Annotated in this window: 14 protein-coding genes and 2 tRNA genes; 9 read left to right on the top strand and 7 right to left on the bottom strand. The window is 44.5% G+C overall.

Annotated elements, in window-relative coordinates:
- Positions 1-171: 171 nt before the first annotated feature.
- Entirely contained in the window at positions 172-2,922 is a 2,751-nt protein-coding gene (locus RBI_RS08820; RefSeq protein ID WP_038672412.1) for a glycoside hydrolase family 3 protein, read from the top strand.
- Between the two features lie 146 nt (positions 2,923-3,068).
- On the opposite strand, the gene RBI_RS08815 is transcribed toward RBI_RS08820, so the two are convergent.
- Positions 3,069-3,145, bottom strand: a tRNA-Met gene (locus RBI_RS08815).
- Between the two features lie 149 nt (positions 3,146-3,294).
- On the opposite strand from RBI_RS08815, the gene RBI_RS08810 reads away from it, so the two are divergent.
- Positions 3,295-3,371: transfer RNA gene (locus RBI_RS08810), tRNA-Pro, on the top strand.
- 105 nt (positions 3,372-3,476) lie between these two features.
- Here the strand turns inward: RBI_RS08810 and xylB are convergent.
- The gene (xylB, locus tag RBI_RS08805; protein ID WP_038672410.1) at positions 3,477-5,000 is read right to left on the bottom strand and encodes a xylulokinase; all 1,524 of its coding nucleotides are present in this window, start codon (positions 4,998-5,000) and stop codon (positions 3,477-3,479) included.
- A gap of 245 nt (positions 5,001-5,245) precedes the next feature.
- Positions 5,246-5,425 (bottom strand): hypothetical protein, encoded by a 180-nt coding sequence (locus RBI_RS08800; RefSeq protein ID WP_022288558.1) that lies wholly within the window; start codon positions 5,423-5,425, stop codon positions 5,246-5,248.
- A 386-nt stretch (positions 5,426-5,811) separates the two neighbouring features.
- Between RBI_RS08800 and serC the strand changes: the two genes are divergently transcribed.
- The 3 genes from serC (at position 5,812) to RBI_RS08785 (ending at position 8,493) form a co-directional block, all read left to right on the top strand.
- Positions 5,812-6,894 (top strand): 3-phosphoserine/phosphohydroxythreonine transaminase, encoded by a 1,083-nt coding sequence (gene serC, locus RBI_RS08795; RefSeq protein WP_038672408.1) that lies wholly within the window; start codon positions 5,812-5,814, stop codon positions 6,892-6,894.
- Positions 6,895-6,927: 33 nt separating this feature from the next.
- Positions 6,928-8,079: a 3-phosphoglycerate dehydrogenase family protein gene (locus RBI_RS08790; RefSeq protein ID WP_038672406.1), complete on the top strand. Its 1,152-nt coding sequence runs from the start codon at positions 6,928-6,930 to the stop codon at positions 8,077-8,079.
- Positions 8,080-8,199: 120 nt separating this feature from the next.
- Entirely contained in the window at positions 8,200-8,493 is a 294-nt protein-coding gene (locus RBI_RS08785; protein ID WP_022288562.1) for a hypothetical protein, read from the top strand.
- Between the two features lie 68 nt (positions 8,494-8,561).
- On the opposite strand, the gene RBI_RS08780 is transcribed toward RBI_RS08785, so the two are convergent.
- Positions 8,562-9,047 carry a GtrA family protein gene (locus tag RBI_RS08780; RefSeq protein ID WP_038672404.1) on the bottom strand — a complete coding sequence of 162 codons (486 nt, stop codon included), beginning with the start codon at positions 9,045-9,047 and terminating at the stop codon, positions 8,562-8,564.
- Positions 9,048-9,256: 209 nt separating this feature from the next.
- On the opposite strand from RBI_RS08780, the gene RBI_RS08775 reads away from it, so the two are divergent.
- The 3 genes from RBI_RS08775 to RBI_RS08765 all read left to right on the top strand — a co-directional run bounded on the left by RBI_RS08775 (position 9,257) and on the right by RBI_RS08765 (position 11,957).
- Positions 9,257-10,525 carry a hemolysin family protein gene (locus RBI_RS08775; RefSeq protein ID WP_038672402.1) on the top strand — a complete coding sequence of 423 codons (1,269 nt, stop codon included), beginning with the start codon at positions 9,257-9,259 and terminating at the stop codon, positions 10,523-10,525.
- The gene (locus RBI_RS08770) at positions 10,518-11,021 is read left to right on the top strand and encodes a hypothetical protein (protein ID WP_038672400.1); all 504 of its coding nucleotides are present in this window, start codon (positions 10,518-10,520) and stop codon (positions 11,019-11,021) included. The genes RBI_RS08775 and RBI_RS08770 overlap by 8 nt, the downstream gene beginning before the upstream one ends.
- 102 nt (positions 11,022-11,123) lie before the next feature.
- A complete protein-coding gene (locus RBI_RS08765; RefSeq protein ID WP_038672398.1) occupies positions 11,124-11,957 on the top strand; it encodes a hypothetical protein in 834 nt (277 codons plus the stop codon).
- A 41-nt stretch (positions 11,958-11,998) separates the two neighbouring features.
- Here RBI_RS08765 and RBI_RS08760 read toward each other — a convergent pair whose 3' ends face one another.
- Both RBI_RS08760 and RBI_RS08755 read right to left on the bottom strand, forming a co-directional pair.
- Positions 11,999-12,496 (bottom strand): hypothetical protein, encoded by a 498-nt coding sequence (locus tag RBI_RS08760; protein WP_038672396.1) that lies wholly within the window; start codon positions 12,494-12,496, stop codon positions 11,999-12,001.
- A 55-nt stretch (positions 12,497-12,551) separates the two neighbouring features.
- Complete coding sequence (locus RBI_RS08755; protein ID WP_038672394.1) at positions 12,552-13,937, bottom strand: MATE family efflux transporter; 1,386 nt, start codon at positions 13,935-13,937, stop codon at positions 12,552-12,554.
- 486 nt (positions 13,938-14,423) lie between these two features.
- Here RBI_RS08755 and RBI_RS08750 point away from each other — a divergent pair, with 486 nt between their 5' ends.
- The gene (locus RBI_RS08750) at positions 14,424-16,997 is read left to right on the top strand and encodes a cation-translocating P-type ATPase (protein WP_038672392.1); all 2,574 of its coding nucleotides are present in this window, start codon (positions 14,424-14,426) and stop codon (positions 16,995-16,997) included.
- A 104-nt stretch (positions 16,998-17,101) separates the two neighbouring features.
- Here RBI_RS08750 and nrdG read toward each other — a convergent pair whose 3' ends face one another.
- Positions 17,102-17,620, bottom strand: coding sequence for an anaerobic ribonucleoside-triphosphate reductase activating protein (gene nrdG, locus RBI_RS08745; protein WP_038672390.1), 519 nt, complete (start codon positions 17,618-17,620; stop codon positions 17,102-17,104).
- Positions 17,621-17,838: the final 218 nt, after the last annotated feature.

Genomic DNA, 17,838 nt, shown 5'->3' with positions numbered 1-17,838 from the left:
ATATATACTCATTATAGCACAAATAAACACATTGTGCAATATTTTTCCTGAGGACAGGATATGCTATATAAAAAGTAAACCCATTGTTCATAGTATTTTTATTGAATAGGTGGGAGGGTTGTGCTATAATACACTTTGAAATTCAATAGAAAATTTGGAAAGGTGAAAACTATGGAAAGAATACTTGATTGGAACAAATATCTTGATACTGCGGCGAAAATGGTTTCTGAGGGAATCGTTATGCTCAAAAATGAAAATAATGCTCTGCCACTTGATGCAGACAAAGAGGTGGCTGTTTTCGGACGCATACAGTTTCATTATTATAAAAGCGGAACAGGCTCGGGAGGAATGGTGAACGTTACTAAGGTAGTGAACATTCTGGACGGGCTTATTGATAACGGCATAAAGGTCAATGAGAAGCTTCTTGACACATACAGAAAATGGGACAAGGAAAACCCATTCGACTTAGGCGAGGGCTGGGGCGGAGAGCCGTGGTCGCAGAAAGAGATGCCACTTGACGAGGGGCTTGTCAAAGAAACTGCAAAAAGCTGTGAAACTGCCATTGTGATAATAGGCAGGACGGCAGGCGAGGAGCAGGACAACAGGCTGGAGGCAGGCTCTTATTTGCTAAGCGATGACGAGATAGCTATGCTCACGGTGGTGAGGGAGAATTTCAAGAAAGTTGTTTTGCTTCTCAATGTGGGAAATATCATCGATATGACCGTCATAAACAGAATTGCCCCTGACTCTGTGCTTTATGTTTGGCAGGGGGGAATGACAGGCGGAAAGGGTACAGCGGACGTTTTGACAGGAAAGGTCAGCCCTAGCGGAAAGCTTCCTGACACTATCGCATACAAGGCGTCGGACTACCCCTCGGACGCTAATTTCGGCAGGGAGAAAAACAGGGATATTTACGCTGAGGATATTTATGTGGGATATCGCTATTTTGAGACTTTTGCTAAAGAAAAGGTGCTTTATCCGTTCGGATTTGGTCTTTCATACACTGAGTTTGAGATAAAGACGGAAAAGACTGAGATAACAGAGGGGGCTGTGAAGCTTTCTGTATCAGTGAAAAATATCGGTTCTTACAAGGGCAAAGAGGTAATAGAGGTCTACTGCGAAGCTCCGCAGGGAAGGCTCGGCAAGGCGGCTAGAGTGCTTTGCGGCTTAGAAAAGACCAGGGAGCTTGTACCGCAGGAAGAGCAGGTGGTTGAGATAGCAGTGGATATCGCAAAGCTTGCTTCTTATGACGATTCGGGTGTGACGGGCAACAAGTCATGCTATGTGCTTGAAGCAGGGGAATATAAATTCTATGTGGGCAGTGACGTGAGAAGTGCTGAATATGCTTGCAGTTTTGAGCAGGGTGAGGATCTGGTAACAGAAAGGCTCACTCAGTCGCTTGCTCCTGTGGAGAGTTTTGAGAGGATAAAGCCTGTTTGCGAGGGCGGAGCTTTCAGCATTGGCAGAGAGGCTGTGCCTGTATCTGAGGTAGACGAAAGTGCAAGGCGTTTGGAGAAGCTTCCGAAAGAGATAGCATACACTGGTGACAAGGGCATAAAGCTTTGGGACGTTAAGAACGGCAAGAACACAATGGACGAATTTATTGCACAGCTTTCAGACTATGACCTTTCCTGCATTATAAGGGGCGAGGGCATGGGAAGCCCTAGGGTCACTGCCGGTACGGCTTCGGCGTTCGGAGGAGTGTCGGAAAATCTCAATGGCTTTGGCATACCTGCTGGCTGCTGTTCGGACGGTCCGTCGGGCATGAGACTTGACTGCGGCACAAAGGCTTTCAGCCTGCCGAACGGCACTATGATAGCTTCTTCGTTCAACAAGGAGCTTACAAGTGAGCTTTTCACTTTTATGGGACTTGAAATGGCGGCTAACAAGGTGGACTGTCTGCTTGGCCCTGGAATGAACATTCACAGACACCCTTTGAACGGCAGAAACTTTGAGTATTTCTCGGAAGATCCTTTTCTTACTGGCAAAATGGCGTCGGCTGAGTTAAAGGGCATGGCTGGTGCAGGGGTGACAGGTACGATAAAGCACTTCTGTGCGAACAATCGTGAGACAAACAGGCATTTTATCGACTCAGTGGTATCGGAAAGAGCGCTCAGGGAGATATATCTAAAGGGTTTTGAGATAGCGGTAAAAGAGGGAGGAGCTTCCTCTGTTATGACCACATATGGCAGAGTAAACGGCTTGTGGACGGCAGGAAACTTTGACCTTAACACAGTGATACTTCGTGAGGAATGGGGCTTCAAGGGCTTCACCATGACGGACTGGTGGGCGAACATAAACGTTCGTGGAAAAGAGCCTGACAAGACAGATCTTGCAGCTATGGCCAGGGCGCAGAACGATGTTTACATGGTTTGTCCTGACGGAGAAAAGAATGACGATAACACGCTTGCTGCCCTTGAAAATGGCGGTATAGAGAGGTGTGAGCTTCAGAGAAATGCGGCGAACATATGCGGATTTCTTCTTCACACTAATGCTCTTAAGCGTGCGGAGGGTATAGGAGATACTGTCAAGGTGATAAACCGAGAGGACGAGGAGCAGGAGGATGACAAGCCTGTACAGTTTTACAAGGTAGACCGTGACATAACTCTTGACCTTAGTGATGTTGACACAAAGAAAGGCACTTCTTACAGCTTTGCTCTTGACCTGTCAAACTTCGGTATTTACAGGGTGATAGTTACGGCAAGCTCTACGCAGAGTGAGCTTGCACAGATACCTATGACGCTGTTCAGCATGGGTACTGCGGTGGGTACGTTCACGTTCAACGGCACTGGCGGCAAGGCTGTTTCAATGGAAAAGGAAACGCCTATGTTCTCACGCTTCACAACTTTCAGGATATACTTTGCGCAGAATGGGCTTGACCTGCACAGTATCAGGTTTGAGCTGACGGACAAGGAACGTTGATTTAAGGCTGGCATTATGTTTTGTGCAAGTGAATAAACAGCAAGATCGGTCAGTAGATCCCAAATGGGATTACTGACCGATCTTTTTGTGGTATTTGTGGGTGATCTGGGCATGAAAAAAGGACTATCAAACGATAGTCCTAAAACTGGTTGCGGGAGCTGGATTTGAACCAACGACCTTCGGGTTATGAGCCCGACGAGCTACCGAACTGCTCCATCCCGCGATATTCTACTGTTTTTTACTGCTCTCTCCTGAGTGCTTATTTATTATATCACAAATGAAAGTGAATGTCAATACCTTTTTTGCAATTTTTTTATTTTGACTGAAAACTCTTGACTATTGTATCCAAATCGGGTATAATATATACGATATCGGGGTGTGGCGCAGATTGGTAGCGCGCTACCTTGGGGTGGTAGAGGTCGTCGGTTCAAATCCGGTCACTCCGACCAATATGTAAAAACGGCTTTCCGCTATTGTGGAGAGCCTCTTTTTAGTTGTCAAAATATTCTAACACAAAAAAGCTCCGACGGCAAATCGGAGCTTTTGGTTTTATATTACATCTTTGCAAGCTTTGCAAATTCTGCTTTCAGTGCAGGATAAATCTCTGTGTAAAGCTTGTAGTATTTCTCATACTCAGGTACTCGCTCTGCTTCAGGCTGCTGTACCTTGTCGGTCTTTACTACTGCCTTACAAGCTTCCGGTACTGATGAGTAAATGCCTGCGCCTGTTGCTGCAAGAAGTGCTACGCCAAGGGCAGGACCCTCTTTTGATGAAGCTGTTTTTACAGGGCAGTTGTAAAGGTCTGCGAGCATTGATCTCCACAGCGGTGAGCTTCCGCCGCCTCCGCAAGCCATCATGTCTGATACGTTGATATCCATTTCTCTGAATACCTCAACGCAATCTCTGAGAGAGTATGAAACGCCTTCCATTACTGCTCTCAGCATATCACGCTTTGTGTGCATTGCGGAAAGTCCGAAGAATACTCCTCTTGCGTCAGGGTCAAGATGAGGGGTTCTTTCACCCATGAGGTATGGAAGATAAAGAAGTCTGTTTGCTCCCACTGGGACTTTTTCAGCCTCTTTGTCCATAAGATAATATTCGTCAACGCCCATGCACTTTGCTGTTTCTTTCTCTGCATTGCAGAAGTTGTCCCTGAACCATTTCAGTGAAAGTCCTGCGCCTTGTGTAACACCCATAACGTGCCATGCGTTCGGTACTGCTGCACAGCAGGTGTGAACTCTGCCCTTTGGGTCGATAGAGATAGAAGAAGTGTGTGCAAATACGACGCCTGATGTTCCGATAGTTGTGAACGCCTTACCGTCCTCTGCAACGCCTGTTCCGATAGCCGCAGCGGCATTGTCGCCTGCTCCGCCTACTACTATAGTACCATCTTTAAGTCCAGTAAGCTCAGCCATTTTCTTTGTGACCTTGCCTGTTACATCGCATGACTCATATACCTTGCCCAGCATTGACATATCAATGCCAAGCGTATCGCAGACTTCCTTTGACCAGCAGCGGTTTGGCACGTCAAGAAGCTGCATACCGCTTGCGTCGGAAACCTCTGTTGCATATTCGCCAGTGAGGATAAATCTCAGATAGTCCTTTGGCAGAAGAATGTGTCTGCACTTTTCATATATATCAGGCTCGTTGTTCTTTACCCAAAGGATTTTCGCAGCCGTCCAGCCTGTGAGGGCAGGGTTTGCTGTTATCTTGATGAGCTTTTCTCTGCCTAGCTTTTCATTCATTTCTTCAACTTCTGCGGCAGTTCTCTGATCGCACCATATTATGGACTTTCTAAGAACGTTGTTGTCCTTATCCAGCATAACAAGTCCGTGCATCTGCCCAGAGATACCAACACCTGCAACGTCCTCTTTGTTTACACCGCTTTTGGTCATAACAGCCTTGATAGTGTTTATCATTGCGTTTGCCCAGTCAGCAGGGTCTTGCTCTGCATAGCCGTTTTTAGGCTGATACATAGGATATTCAATAGTTACAGAAGAAATAACAGTACCCTTTTCGTCGAAAAGTACCGTCTTAGTGCCGCTTGTGCCGCAGTCTACGCCGATTACATAAGCCATATTTTTTTTACTCCTTTATAATATGTATAGTATCATTTGTACTCATTAAAACGATTACATTAATTATACAATATTTCTCTCTGAAATGCAATACCCATAAAACGTTTTCGCAAAATTTATCTGCACATAAAAAAGGACGGTGGGGCTACCGTCCTATAAGTTTGTTGAAAGACCTGGCGAACTTGTTGGCGGGACGTCGTGTCTGCGTTATTGACAGGGTACGGTCTTATACCGCCATTTTAAGTCTAGTCTGCTTTTTCAAGCACAAAGAATGTGCTGTTGTTTTCGCTTTTCATTTCCTTTATAGCCCAGCCTGCCGCGATCAGACTGTTGAGCTTTTCAACTCGCTGAAATCTGTCCATATCCGGGGCTTTTCCATCATGGGCTTTGTCCTCATTTCTTGAAACATAAAATATCTTTTGCATATATATCCTCTTTCCCTGAGAGTGACAATTGTTCCCCGATTTTTTTACAACTGTCGCATTTTATTGATTACATTATACTACACAAATATGGAGATTTCAAGGAATACCAAAAATTTTAACCTCTTTTTAACGCTTTAGTATTATTCTGATTTTTCATGCTTTTCAGTGCTTATTATATATAACGGCATAGGTAAGGTGAAAAAATGCACGTTTTCAGGGCTGCTTTATGTGCTGATATGTACAAAAACTTATGACGAGTGAGTATTTTTATATGACAGCCCTTGACTTTTTTTTATAAAAGGCATATAATAATATTATTAATTTATATATTTATAGTCTTTATAAATAATGAAACTAAGAAACTAATTTATATGGAGGGTTTAACAATGGGTAGAGTATATAACTTCAGTGCAGGTCCTGCTGTACTCCCTGAGGAAGTGCTTAAGGAAGCTGCCGATGAAATGCTCGATTATAAGGGCACAGGTATGAGCGTAATGGAGATGAGCCACCGTTCCAAGGCGTTCGATGACATCATCAAGGAAGCTGAAAAGGACATCAGAGAGCTTATGGGTATCCCTGATAACTATAAGGTGCTGTTCCTTCAGGGCGGTGCTTCTCAGCAGTTCTCAGCCGTTCCTATGAACCTTATGAAGAACAAGAAAGCGGCTTACATAATCACAGGTCAGTGGGCTAAGAAGGCTTATCAGGAGGCTCAGAAATACGGCGAGGCTATTGCTGTGGCTTCTTCTGCTGACAAGACTTTCTCTTATATCCCTGATTGTTCAGACCTCGATATTCCTGAGGACGCTGACTATGTTTATATCTGCGAAAACAATACTATCTATGGTACAAAGTACAAGACACTGCCTAACACAAAGGGTCACACACTTGTTGCAGACGTTTCTTCCTGCTTCCTGTCTGAGCCTGTTGACGTAACAAAGTACGGCGTTATTTACGGCGGCGTTCAGAAGAACGTTGGTCCTGCCGGCGTTGTTATTGCTATCATCAGAGAAGATCTTATCACTGACGATGTTCTCGATGGAACACCTACAATGCTCAAGTGGAAAACTCAGGCTGACGCTGACTCTCTTTACAATACACCTCCTTGCTATGGCATTTACATCTGCGGCAAGGTATTCAAGTGGATAAAGAAAATGGGCGGTCTTGAGGCTATGAAGGCTCACAACGAGAAGAAGGCTAAGATACTCTATGATTATCTTGACCAGAGCAAGCTCTTCAAGGGCACTGTTGTTCCTGAGGACAGATCTCTTATGAACGTTCCATTCGTAACAGGCGACGCTGAGCTTGACAAGAAGTTCGTTGCTGAGGCTACAGCAGCAGGCTTTGTAAACCTCAAGGGTCACAGAACTGTTGGCGGTATGAGAGCTTCTATCTACAACGCAATGCCTATCGAGGGCGTTGAAAAGCTTGTTGAGTTCATGAAGAAGTTCGAGGCTGAGAACGCATAAGCGTAACCTTATTATAAGAGAGGGTAATTTACAATGTATGAGATAAAGACATTAAATAAGATCGCTACCTGCGGTACTGATATCTTTGACAAGGCTAAGTACACAGTAAGCGACAATGCTGAAAATCCTACCGCTATAATGGTACGTTCAGCAAAGATGCACGATATGGAAATGCCTGAGAGCCTGCTTGCTATTGCAAGAGCAGGTGCTGGCGTAAACAATATTCCAGTTGAGAAGTGCGCAGAGCAGGGAATCGTTGTATTCAACACACCTGGCGCAAACTCAAACGCTGTTAAGGAACTTGCTATTTGTGCGCTTCTTCTTGCTTCAAGAAAGATAACAGAGGCTGCTGCATGGGCTGCATCACTTAAGGGCACTCCTGACGCTCCAAAGACAGTTGAGGGCGGCAAGTCTAAGTTCGCAGGTCCTGAGATACTGGGCAAGACACTTGGTGTAATCGGTCTTGGTGCTATCGGCGGAAAGATCGCAAACGCAGCCGTTGCACTTGGCATGGACGTTATCGGCTATGACCCATTCCTTTCAGTAAACGCAGCTATCCAGCTTGATCCTGCTGTAAAGGTAACAGCTGACATCAATGATATTTACAAGAACAGCGATTATATCACTATCCACGTTCCTTATACACCTGACACAAAGAACACTATCGACGAAGCTCAGATAGCAATGATGAAGGACGGCGTTCGTCTTATCAACCTTGCAAGAGGCGAGCTTATCAACAGTGCGGCTGTTGTAAAGGCTATCAAGGACGGCAAGGTTGCAAAGTATGTAACAGACTTTGCAGATGATGTTGTTCTTGGCGAGGAGAATGTTATCGTTCTTCCACACCTTGGCGCTTCCACACCTGAGTCTGAGGACAACTGCGCAACAATGGCGGCTCACGAGCTTATCGACTATATCGAGAAGGGAACTATCAAGAATTCTGTAAACTTCCCTAATGCAGAGCTTGCTAAAACAGGCGACCACCTTGTTTGCGTGCTTCACAAGAACGTTCCTGCTCTTATCGCACAGATCACATCTGTTGTATCTGACAAGGGCGCAAATATCGAGAACCTTGTAAACAAGTCTAAGAAAGACTGGGCTTACACAATGCTCGATGTTACAGGCGACGTTGACGCTGACGCTTTCAAGTCTATCGAGGGCGTTGTTGGCGTAAGAGTTCTTTAATTGTTGATAAAAGAAATTTTATATGCAGCAATGAGGCTGCCCACGGACGAACTGCGTCTTGGGCAGCCTTTTTTGATACAAAAAAAGCTATGATTTAAGTGAAAAATGGAGGAATTTAAAATGGACAAACTTATAACAGCAATTTTATTTATCGGAATACCAATGGCACTGACTCAGCTTATTTACAGGATAATTGACCACAAGGGTAACAAGACCGCAAAGCTTGCTGAGCGTTTTCCTGTGCTTGTGAAAAGAAAGTTTCTTGTGCAGATAGGCGGAGCAATGGCGTTCGTTATCGTGTTCGGGCTTATCTCGCTTCTGCTTGACCTGCCTATCAAGGTGTTTTTCATTGTGTGCGGAGTTGTAGTGGGCGTGATAAACGGCATGGCGGTCACGCTTATGTACAGAGATTAGTCGGTTGCAACGTGGCAACTGGGGCAAAATAAAAAGCTGCCAGATATCTGACAGCTTTTTTTGTATGCTTATTTCTTTCTGAAGACCACAAGCTTGCTGATGACATAGTTAAGTATCAGCACAACAACGTTTGCCACTATCTTTGTTACCCAATAGTTGAAGCTGAGAAGTGAGTAGCCGAGCCACATCATGAACATTTCTACGAGAAGAGTGAATATCCTTCCGCCGTAAAATGAAGCCGCTTCGGAGATTATCGCCTTTTTGCCCTCTGCTTCAGACTCGAAAACCCATATCCTGTTGGTTATGTATGCGAATGTTACTGCACATATCCATGATATGACGGTGCTTGTGGTGGAAACACCGCCCTTGCCTATGCCTGCCTGCTCCAAAAGTACTTTTGAGATGCCTGCGGTCACAAAGCTGACTGCGGTGGTGAGTACGCCGAAAAACAGATACAAAAGCATTTCCTTGTTTTTGACGTAAAAGGGTCTGAACCAGCCGAATATCTTCCAGTCCATAATTTTGTCGAAAATGTCTTTATTTTTCTTTGCCATTTCTGTTATCTCCTTTTGTGCATATGAATATTATGAACACAAAGAATATTATAACTCTTTTACATCGTTTTTTCAACAATACTGTTGCAATTGGTTAAAAAATATGTTATGATAACTATATGTAGTCAGTTTTCATGACTGCCTTTAGTGCTATTTTTATAACTAGGGCAGCAAATTTATATTCTGACCTGAAAGGATAATTTTATTTTATGAAAGTTGTTATCATCGCTGTGCTTCTTATGCTGTCTGCTATTTGTTCTGCAACGGAGACAGCGTTTTCTTCATGCAACAGGATAAGGCTTAAAAAACTTGCAGACGACGGAAACAAGTCTGCGAAGAAGGCAATGAACATATGCGATAATTTTGACAAGGCACTCACTGCTATACTTGTTGGAAACAACGTGGTGAACATTTCTTCATCTTCTATTGCAACGGTGCTTTTTACGGAGAAGTTCGGCAAGGGAAGCGTGGGTCTGGCTACTATAGTTATGACGGTGCTCGTGCTTATTTTTGGTGAGATCTTGCCTAAGAGCCTTGCAAAAGAAAATTCTGAGCGGTTTTCTATTCTTATGGCGGCTCCGCTCTCCGCATTCATGTTCATCATCACGCCTATAACGGCTATCTTTATGGGCATAAAAAGCGGTGTTACAAAGCTTGTGGGCAACAAGAACAGCGAGCCGTCTGTTACTGAGGAAGAGCTTAAATATATCATAGACGAGATTCAGGACGAGGGCGTACTTGAAGAGCAGGAGTCGGAGCTTGTGCGTTCGGCACTTGATTTTGACGAGATAACCATAAGCGAGATACTTGTGCCGAGAGTAAATATCGAGGGTGTTGAGCTTCATGAGGATATGGAGAGCATAAAAAAACGCTTTGTGCAGACAAAGTTTTCAAGGCTCCCCGTGTATGACAAGGACTTAGACCACATTGTGGGACTTATCCACCAGTCTGACTTTTTTGAAATGTATCTCAAGGGCAAGACGGACATAAGCCTTATAATGAACAAGCCACTTTACATAACCGAAAACCGCAAGATCTCTGAGATCCTGAAGCAGATGCAGCGCAAAAAGGTGCATATGGCGGTGGTGCTCGACCAATACGGCGGCACGGAGGGCATTTGTACCCTTGAGGATATCATAGAGGAGCTTGTGGGCGAGATCTATGATGAAAGCGACGAGGAGGATACCTCCCTTGTGAAAATAAGCGACGGTGTTTACGAAGCGTCGGCGGAGCTTTCGGTATCGGATTTTCTTGAGAGGACAGGACTGCCGGAGGACACTATCGAAACCGAAAGAACATCTCTCGGTGGCTGGATAATGGATATGCTTGACAGACTTCCTGAGCAGAATGAAGTTATAAGCTGTCCGCCTTTTGAGATGACAGTGAAAATGGAGGACGAGCAGAAAATAGACAGGATACGCTTCAAGATATCTGAGGAGGAGCTTGAAAGCAAGAAGGCGGAGGAAGAAAATGCCTAAGCAGATAAAGAAAGAGCAGATAAAAAAGTCAGAGCTTATATACAGAAAATGGTCTGTTGCAGGGCTTGCGGCAGCGGCTGTGTTCATGGGGTGTATGGCTGGACTTATGAGCATGATAGTGAAAACCGAGGGAGCAAAAGTGCCAACGATAGTGCTTTTTGCGGCGTTCATTATCTACACGGCAGTGTCGGTGGTATGTGCGGTGCTTGGAGTGAAAAGCTATGTAAAGGACGACTGCGGAGTCTGTCTTTTTCAGGGTATAGTGCATATTTACAGCGTTATAGCCTGCGTAATGAATGTGAGAATGGCATTTATAATACTGTTCTCAGCGTTAGGCTCGCAATCGGGGGTAGATGCCCTTATAGGAAGCCAATCGCAGAACGAATTTATACAAAGTCAGTATGCAAGCTGGATATGTCTAGCCATTGCTACTCTGTTCTCAGTGATACTTGGTATTTTGGCGGTAGTATGGCTTGTGAAAAATAAAAAGAACTGATAAATCGGCTTTGCGTAGGGGCGACCTTGGGTCGCCCGTTATTTTGTATGTTTCACAGCATACAGGTCTTAGAAAATCATAGAGTAAGGAAGAAGAAAAATAATGTTTTTGCTTATACTTGTAGTTGTATGCTACACGATATGTTCCCTTAGTGACAAGTACGCTGTTTCAACGGCAAAATTCAACGGCGACGAGCTTGGGTTCTTAATGGCGGCGGCAACGGCTGTTTTCATGGCTTGCTGTCTGCCTTTCCTCGACAGGACTATTACGCTTAGCTGGCAGTCATTTGCGGCGATAGGTCTGCTGTGCTTGTCGAAGATCCTTGAATTTAAGCTTTCGGCTATTATCCTTGATGAAATATCAGCCTTTGAGCTTAAGGCTTGGCTTGGTATCACCCTTTTCATGTCCTATGCAACGGATATTTTCCTTGGTGAAAAGCCGAGCATTTTCAAGTTCCTTTTTATCGTGCTTACTGTTGCAGGACTTGTTTTTATCGCAAAATCAGGCAGAACGGACAGCGGCAATATAAATTACCGCAGGATAGTTGTTCCTCTGGTGTTCTATCTTTTGGCAAGATACGGCTACGGCATAGTTGTAAGAGCGTCGGAGAATTACATATCCTCAACCATGGCGCTGTTCTTTGCGCTTATACTTATGGCTATCATACTTCTGCCAAGGGCGAAGCCTTTGGAGATATTCAAGAAAAATCAAAAGGGCGCATGGGTGGTTGTGCTTACAAAGATTCCGAATGTGGCAGGTCTGCTTGCGGAGAACGCTGTTATTGCTGTGAGCCTTGCGAGTGCGTCATTTATCCAGCCTATGATACTGTGTTCGCTGTTTGTTATAGCGCTCATAAGAAAAGAGCCTATCACAAAGCTGAGATTTATCGGCAGCGTTATTTGTATGGTGGGCATAATAGGATTTCAGGTTTGTTAAAAATAAAACGTCGGGCGTTTCAATTCGTCCGACGTTTTTTGTTATCTTTCGGTATTGTACATTGCGGCAAACCAGTAATCTTCTTCAAGATAGCTTGTGTCTTTCTTGCCCCATGTAATTTTTATTTTCACAAGACAGCCGTCAATATCCTCTTTTGGAAGCTCCAGCTTTTTGGACTCCTTGGCAAGCACCTTTCCGTCATAGCTGTAGACAGTGTAAAGCACGTCACCGAGCCTGTCCCCTGTGACTTCTACGGACATAGGGGTTTTAAGGGTAACATTGCCGTCCTTATCTACATCTGCCTTTACATTAAATGACGGTACGGAGGAGAGCAGATCTTCAAAGCTCTTTTCAGCGGAAAGGCTCTCGCTCTTGCCATTGCAGTATCGTGTCTTTTCAGTGCCGGGAAGCTCATATTTGCTTCCGTCACAGGTCAGCACAACTGAACCTTTCTCCACCTTTGGGGTTATATTTATCACAAGGGCGCAAGCCAAAAAGATAACGGCGGTAAGCAGACCTACAAGTATTTTCCTTTTCATTATTATCACCAATGCTATTATAGCACCTTTTGGAATAATAATCAAGGGCAGTGTTTTAGTCTTTGAGCTTTATCTCACGTTTTATCCTGCCCATTATCACAATGGCGGCGACAGTGCCTACAAGCTCGCCGAACGGAACGGCTGCCCATACTATCTTGCCTGCTGAGGAGGTAAGGGTGAGAAGATAAGCCGCGGGGAGAGGGATAACTAAAAGTCTGATAAGGGAAAGCACAAGGGAAGCTATGCCATGGTCGAGTGCCTGAAAAATTCCCTGATAGGCTATGTTTGCACCTGCAAAAAGATAGCCTAAAGTGATTATCCTTATGGCGTAGGTGGCGAATATCTCCGTATCCGCTGACAGTGAGAATACATGGCATATCTGAGAAGCAAAAAGCTGCAAGCCTATAATGCCAAGGAGCATGAGTCCCAACGTGTAGAGCATACCGTATTTTATGCCTGAACGAACTCTTGTTTTGTCCCCTTTGCCGTAGTTGTATGATACAACCGGAATGATAGTATTGTTCATGCCGAATGACGCAAAGAATACGAACTGCTGTATTTTATAATAGATACCATAGGCTGTTACGGCGGATTGACCTATCCTGTTGAGTATGACATTAAGACCGTAGGTCATGACGGACATAAGAGCCTGTATTATTATGGCAGGAACGCCTATTCTATAAATGTTTGTTATCATTTTGCGCTGGGGTATAAAATACCTCATGCCGCTTGGTATCTCTTTGTTGCACACAAAATGAAGCACGCCGCCTATGACCATTGTGAGTACCTGACCGATGACAGTGGCATATGCGGCACCTTTTACTCCAAGCTCTGGGAAAGGGCCAAGCCCGAAAATCAAAACAGGGTCAAGGACGATGTTGGCTATTGCGCCTACAAGCTGAGCAATGGTGGAATGGATAGTTTTACCTGTCGCCTGCAAAAGCTTTTCAAATATCATTGAACCTACTGCACCGAATGACAACACACAGCATATGCCTAGATATTCGCCCCCGAGCTTTAGAGCAAGACTATCATGGGTCTGTGTTTTCAAAAATGCGTCAGTGCCGAAAAATCCGAACAGCATGAACACGATGTAGGTGCAAAGACCTATGAAAATGGCGTTGCCTGCTATTTTGCCTGCACGCTCAAAATTCTTTTCTCCAAGGCTTCTGGAGAGCAAGGCGTTTATTCCAACGCCTGTGCCTACGCCTACAGCGATTATCAAAAGCTGGACAGGGTATGCAAGGGTGAGGGCGTTTACGGCATATTCGCCCATGTGCTCAACTGTATCATCTGTTATCCTGCTTACGAAATAGCTGTCAACGATATTGTAAAACGCCTGAACTATCATTGAAATTATCATAGGCAGACCCATGCTCAGCATGAGTTTCGGCATGGGCATAACGCCCATCTTGTTTTCTTTCAGAGCTTCTTCGCTCATATTTCATTACCTCCCGTTTTTTGCGCATAAAAAAACAGCACAAGTCCGAATACAATCGGACTTACGCTGTCGCTGCTCATTGTTATAATTATTATACCATATATTTTTTCATACGTCCAAGGACTTTTTATACAAAAGTCAGGCTTCAAAGACTCACTTTTTTGATGATATGAAGCGTTGCAAATTTACAATAAAATATATAAAAAACTATTGACAAAATCAAAAATATAGGTTATAATAACCTCATAGTAAAAGAGAGTAGCTGGCGGAGAGATCCGTTTATGTTTGCGTCAGTACGTTCCGATGAGGGACCGCTGCATATCTAAACGGCGAGACTTTTATTGATTAAATTGCCACAGGCGCAGTTTACCCAATAAACGTCTTGCCGATTTTTTATGCGTTTATTTTACTGAGCCTATGAGAAAAGGAGGCTTGGAAGGGTATATCGGCAGCGACTACAGGAAAAAATAAAAAAGGTGGTATTTTATGAAGCAGTATCAAAAAAAACTTGACCAGCTTTACACTGAGTTTTCATCAGGTGAAAATGGTCTTTCAACCGAGCAGGCAGTGAAAAACTGCGAAAAGTTCGGACGAAATGTTATCACGGAGGGCAAGAAAAAGTCCATTCCAATGATATTTTTAGAGCAGTATAAGGACTTCCTTGTGCTTATACTCATTATTGCTGCGATAGTTTCAGCTTTCATGAAAGATGTTGAGAGCTGTGCAGTAATTCTCGTTGTTATCACAATGAACGCTATTTTGGGTACAGTTCAGACCGTCAAGGCTGAAAAGTCACTGACGAACCTTAAAAAGCTTTCTGCACCGACGGCTAAGGCGCTTCGTAACGGTGAAAAGGTCATTATCCCCTCTGAGGAGATCGCAGTGGGCGACATTCTTCTTATCGAGGCGGGCGACCAGATATGTGCAGACGGACGGCTCGTAGAGTGCGCTTCTGTACAGGTGAACGAGTCTGCACTCACAGGCGAGAGCGTTAATATCGACAAGGATATGAGCGATATAGAGGGCGAAAAGCCTCTTGCTGAACGTGCTAACATGGTTTATTCAGGCTCTTTTGTCACATACGGCAGAGGAAAAATGCTTGTCACTGAGGTTGGTATGGACACTGAGGTGGGCAAGATAGCTTCACTTATCCAAAACGCATCAGAGAGAAAAACGCCTCTCCAGAACACGCTTGACGAGTTCGGCAAAAAGCTTTCCATTGCTATACTTATTGTCTGTGCAGTAGTGTTCGGACTTAGTATGCTTCGTGGCGGCCAGCTTATGGATTCGTTCATGTTCGCTATCGCACTTGCTGTTGCGGCTATTCCTGAGGCTCTCAGCTCTATCGTTACTATTGTGCTTTCTTTCGGCACACAGAAAATGTCAAAGGAAAACGCTATCATAAGAAAGCTTCAAGCTGTTGAGGGTTTGGGCAGCGTTTCTGTAATATGCTCTGACAAGACCGGTACACTGACACAGAACAAGATGACAGTTAGAAAAATAATGGTAGACGGCAGGATAATCGACACTGACGCGGTTGATCTTGATGATGAGAAAACAAAGATAATGTCAAGAGCCATGATCCTTTGCAACGATTCAAGCTGTAAAGACGGCGTTGAGATAGGCGACCCTACAGAAACGGCTCTTATCAACTTCGGCACAAAGCTTGGTATCGACACTGACAAGGTGAGGGAAGATCTCCCTAGAATTTCTGAGATACCATTTGATTCAGACAGAAAGCTTATGTCAACTCTGCACGTTATCGACGGCGAAAAGGTGCTATATGTAAAGGGTGCGGCTGACGTTCTTATAAACAGGATAACTTCAAGCGACGAGGAAAAGGCTGTTATAACCCAGCGTGTGGCAGAGCTTTCGGAAAAAGGTCTGCGTATACTTGCATTTGCAGAGAAAAAATTCGACAAGGATACCGTATGTCCAGAGGACGAGGACGGATTGGAGTTTGTCGGTCTTATTGCTATGATGGATCCTCCGAGAGAGGAATCAAAGGCGGCTGTTGCGGAATGCCGCAAGGCAGGCATAAAGCCAGTCATGATAACAGGCGACCATATCGTTACGGCTTCGGCTATTGCCCGTGAGATAGGTATTCTTGACGACCACTCAAAGGCTGTTGAGGGTCACGAGCTTGACGCTTATTCAGACGAAGAGCTTGTTGACTTTGTAAAGGACAAGGCTGTTTACGCTCGTGTTACACCTGAGCATAAAATAAGGATCGTAAAGGCTTGGCAGGCAAACGGCTGTATAGTTTCCATGACAGGCGACGGAGTGAACGACGCACCTGCGTTAAAGCAGGCTGATGTGGGCGTTGCAATGGGCATCACAGGTACGGAAGTATCGAAGGACGCTGCCTCAATGGTGCTTGCAGACGATAACTTCGCAACTATAGTCAAGGCGATAAGAAACGGAAGAAACATTTACGAGAACATTAAAAAGGCTATACTCTTCCTGCTTTCGGGCAACTTTGCGGCAATTCTTGTGGTGCTTTTCAACTCACTGCTTGGACTTCCTGTTCCGTTTGCGGCAATACATTTGCTGTTTATTAATCTGCTCACAGACTCGCTTCCTGCTATCGGTTTGGGTCTTGAACCTCACTCCGAAGAGGTCATGAAACGCAAGCCGAGAAACGCAAATGAATCTATACTCACACGTCCTTTCCTGGGCGAGATAGCATTGTATGGCGTAGTTATAGCGATAGCAGTAGCTTCGGCTTTCCTTATGGGAAACAAGACAAGCGCAGCTCTTGGTATGACGATGGCATTCGCAGTGCTTTGCTCTGCAAGATTGTTCCACGGATTCTCCTGCAAGAAAAAAGGTCCTGTTATCTTCTCAAAGGACTTTTTCAACAACAAGTTCGGTCTTATGGCGTTCGGTCTTGGAATGGTATTTTTAAACTCCGTTCTGCTCGTTCCACAACTCAAGGGACTTTTCAAGATAGCAGACATGACAGGTATGCAGTTTGCATGGATATACATTCTAAGCTTTGGCTCTATGCTCGTTATCCAGCTTATAAAGGCGATATTCTTTACAAAGTCTGAAAAGTAAGGCTGTAGAGTTATCTTATAAAAGTTTCAAGGCGGGCGACCTTAGGTCGCACCTACGCAATAAAAATAACCGCTCTTCGTGATGTCACGGGGAGCGGTTTTGTTTTACATATCTTCGCAAGGCAGCCAAACCCCGTCCTCTTTATGAAGTATCCTCTGATTTTCAGATCCTCTGAATTTCAGTGAGATGTTTTTCTTTTCGAGAACAAATTCGCCGTCAACGAGGTAGTCGATAAGGCTCAGCATTTCGTCTGTGTACTGCGTTCTGTATGGTGACTTTGAGCCTGCAAGCAGGTCAGTTTCAAGGGTACAGCCTGTGTAGCACCACACGTCCTTGTCGGGAAGTTCGGTTTTCACACGGCGGAGGAGTTTTGTAAGCTCAGGCTGGTTCTCAGGCTCCATAGGCTCGCCGCCAAGGAGCGTAAGTCCTTTTATATAGCCCTTTGAGAGGGCGTTAATTATCTCGTCTGCGGTGGTATCTGTGAAAGGCTTGCCGTAGTCAAAGTTCCAAGTGTCAGGCTGAAAACAGCCCTTGCAGTGGTGTCTGCAGCCTGATACGAACAGCGTGACCCTCACTCCTGAGCCATTGGCGATATCGGTTTTCTTTATCTCACAATAATTCATTTTCCGCTCCTTTCATACATACAACGCAGGGCAATACGATTTTGTATTGCCCCGATAGTTATATGCTGTTTGCTGTTTTATGTCAATAATAATGTTCATTATTTTCGGATTTTGCAGTTTTGAATTTTTGAGTTTTCCTTGCTATAATGTTCATTTTTTTGACGAGTTGTGATTTTTGAACTTTTGAGTTTTAACGGCTATAATGTTCACTTTTTTTG

The sequence above is a fragment of the Ruminococcus bicirculans (ex Wegman et al. 2014) genome (assembly GCF_000723465.1).
Classification (GTDB): Bacteria; Bacillota; Clostridia; order Oscillospirales; family Ruminococcaceae; genus Hominimerdicola; species Hominimerdicola aceti.
Note: the sequence above shows the minus strand (reverse complement) of the source record. Positions and strands in the feature narration are given on the sequence as shown.

What these genes read in the sequence shown, in the direction of transcription:
- RBI_RS08820 (WP_038672412.1), top strand. Translation starts at nt 172, where the DNA reads ATGGAAAGAATACTTGATTGGAACAAATATCTTGATACTGCGGCGAAA.
- xylB (WP_038672410.1), bottom strand. Translation starts at nt 5,000, where the DNA reads ATGGCTTATGTAATCGGCGTAGACTGCGGCACAAGCGGCACTAAGACG.
- RBI_RS08800 (WP_022288558.1), bottom strand. Translation starts at nt 5,425, where the DNA reads ATGCAAAAGATATTTTATGTTTCAAGAAATGAGGACAAAGCCCATGAT.
- serC (WP_038672408.1), top strand. Translation starts at nt 5,812, where the DNA reads ATGGGTAGAGTATATAACTTCAGTGCAGGTCCTGCTGTACTCCCTGAG.
- RBI_RS08790 (WP_038672406.1), top strand. Translation starts at nt 6,928, where the DNA reads ATGTATGAGATAAAGACATTAAATAAGATCGCTACCTGCGGTACTGAT.
- RBI_RS08785 (WP_022288562.1), top strand. Translation starts at nt 8,200, where the DNA reads ATGGACAAACTTATAACAGCAATTTTATTTATCGGAATACCAATGGCA.
- RBI_RS08780 (WP_038672404.1), bottom strand. Translation starts at nt 9,047, where the DNA reads ATGGCAAAGAAAAATAAAGACATTTTCGACAAAATTATGGACTGGAAG.
- RBI_RS08775 (WP_038672402.1), top strand. Translation starts at nt 9,257, where the DNA reads ATGAAAGTTGTTATCATCGCTGTGCTTCTTATGCTGTCTGCTATTTGT.
- RBI_RS08770 (WP_038672400.1), top strand. Translation starts at nt 10,518, where the DNA reads ATGCCTAAGCAGATAAAGAAAGAGCAGATAAAAAAGTCAGAGCTTATA.
- RBI_RS08765 (WP_038672398.1), top strand. Translation starts at nt 11,124, where the DNA reads ATGTTTTTGCTTATACTTGTAGTTGTATGCTACACGATATGTTCCCTT.
- RBI_RS08760 (WP_038672396.1), bottom strand. Translation starts at nt 12,496, where the DNA reads ATGAAAAGGAAAATACTTGTAGGTCTGCTTACCGCCGTTATCTTTTTG.
- RBI_RS08755 (WP_038672394.1), bottom strand. Translation starts at nt 13,937, where the DNA reads ATGAGCGAAGAAGCTCTGAAAGAAAACAAGATGGGCGTTATGCCCATG.
- RBI_RS08750 (WP_038672392.1), top strand. Translation starts at nt 14,424, where the DNA reads ATGAAGCAGTATCAAAAAAAACTTGACCAGCTTTACACTGAGTTTTCA.
- nrdG (WP_038672390.1), bottom strand. Translation starts at nt 17,620, where the DNA reads ATGAATTATTGTGAGATAAAGAAAACCGATATCGCCAATGGCTCAGGA.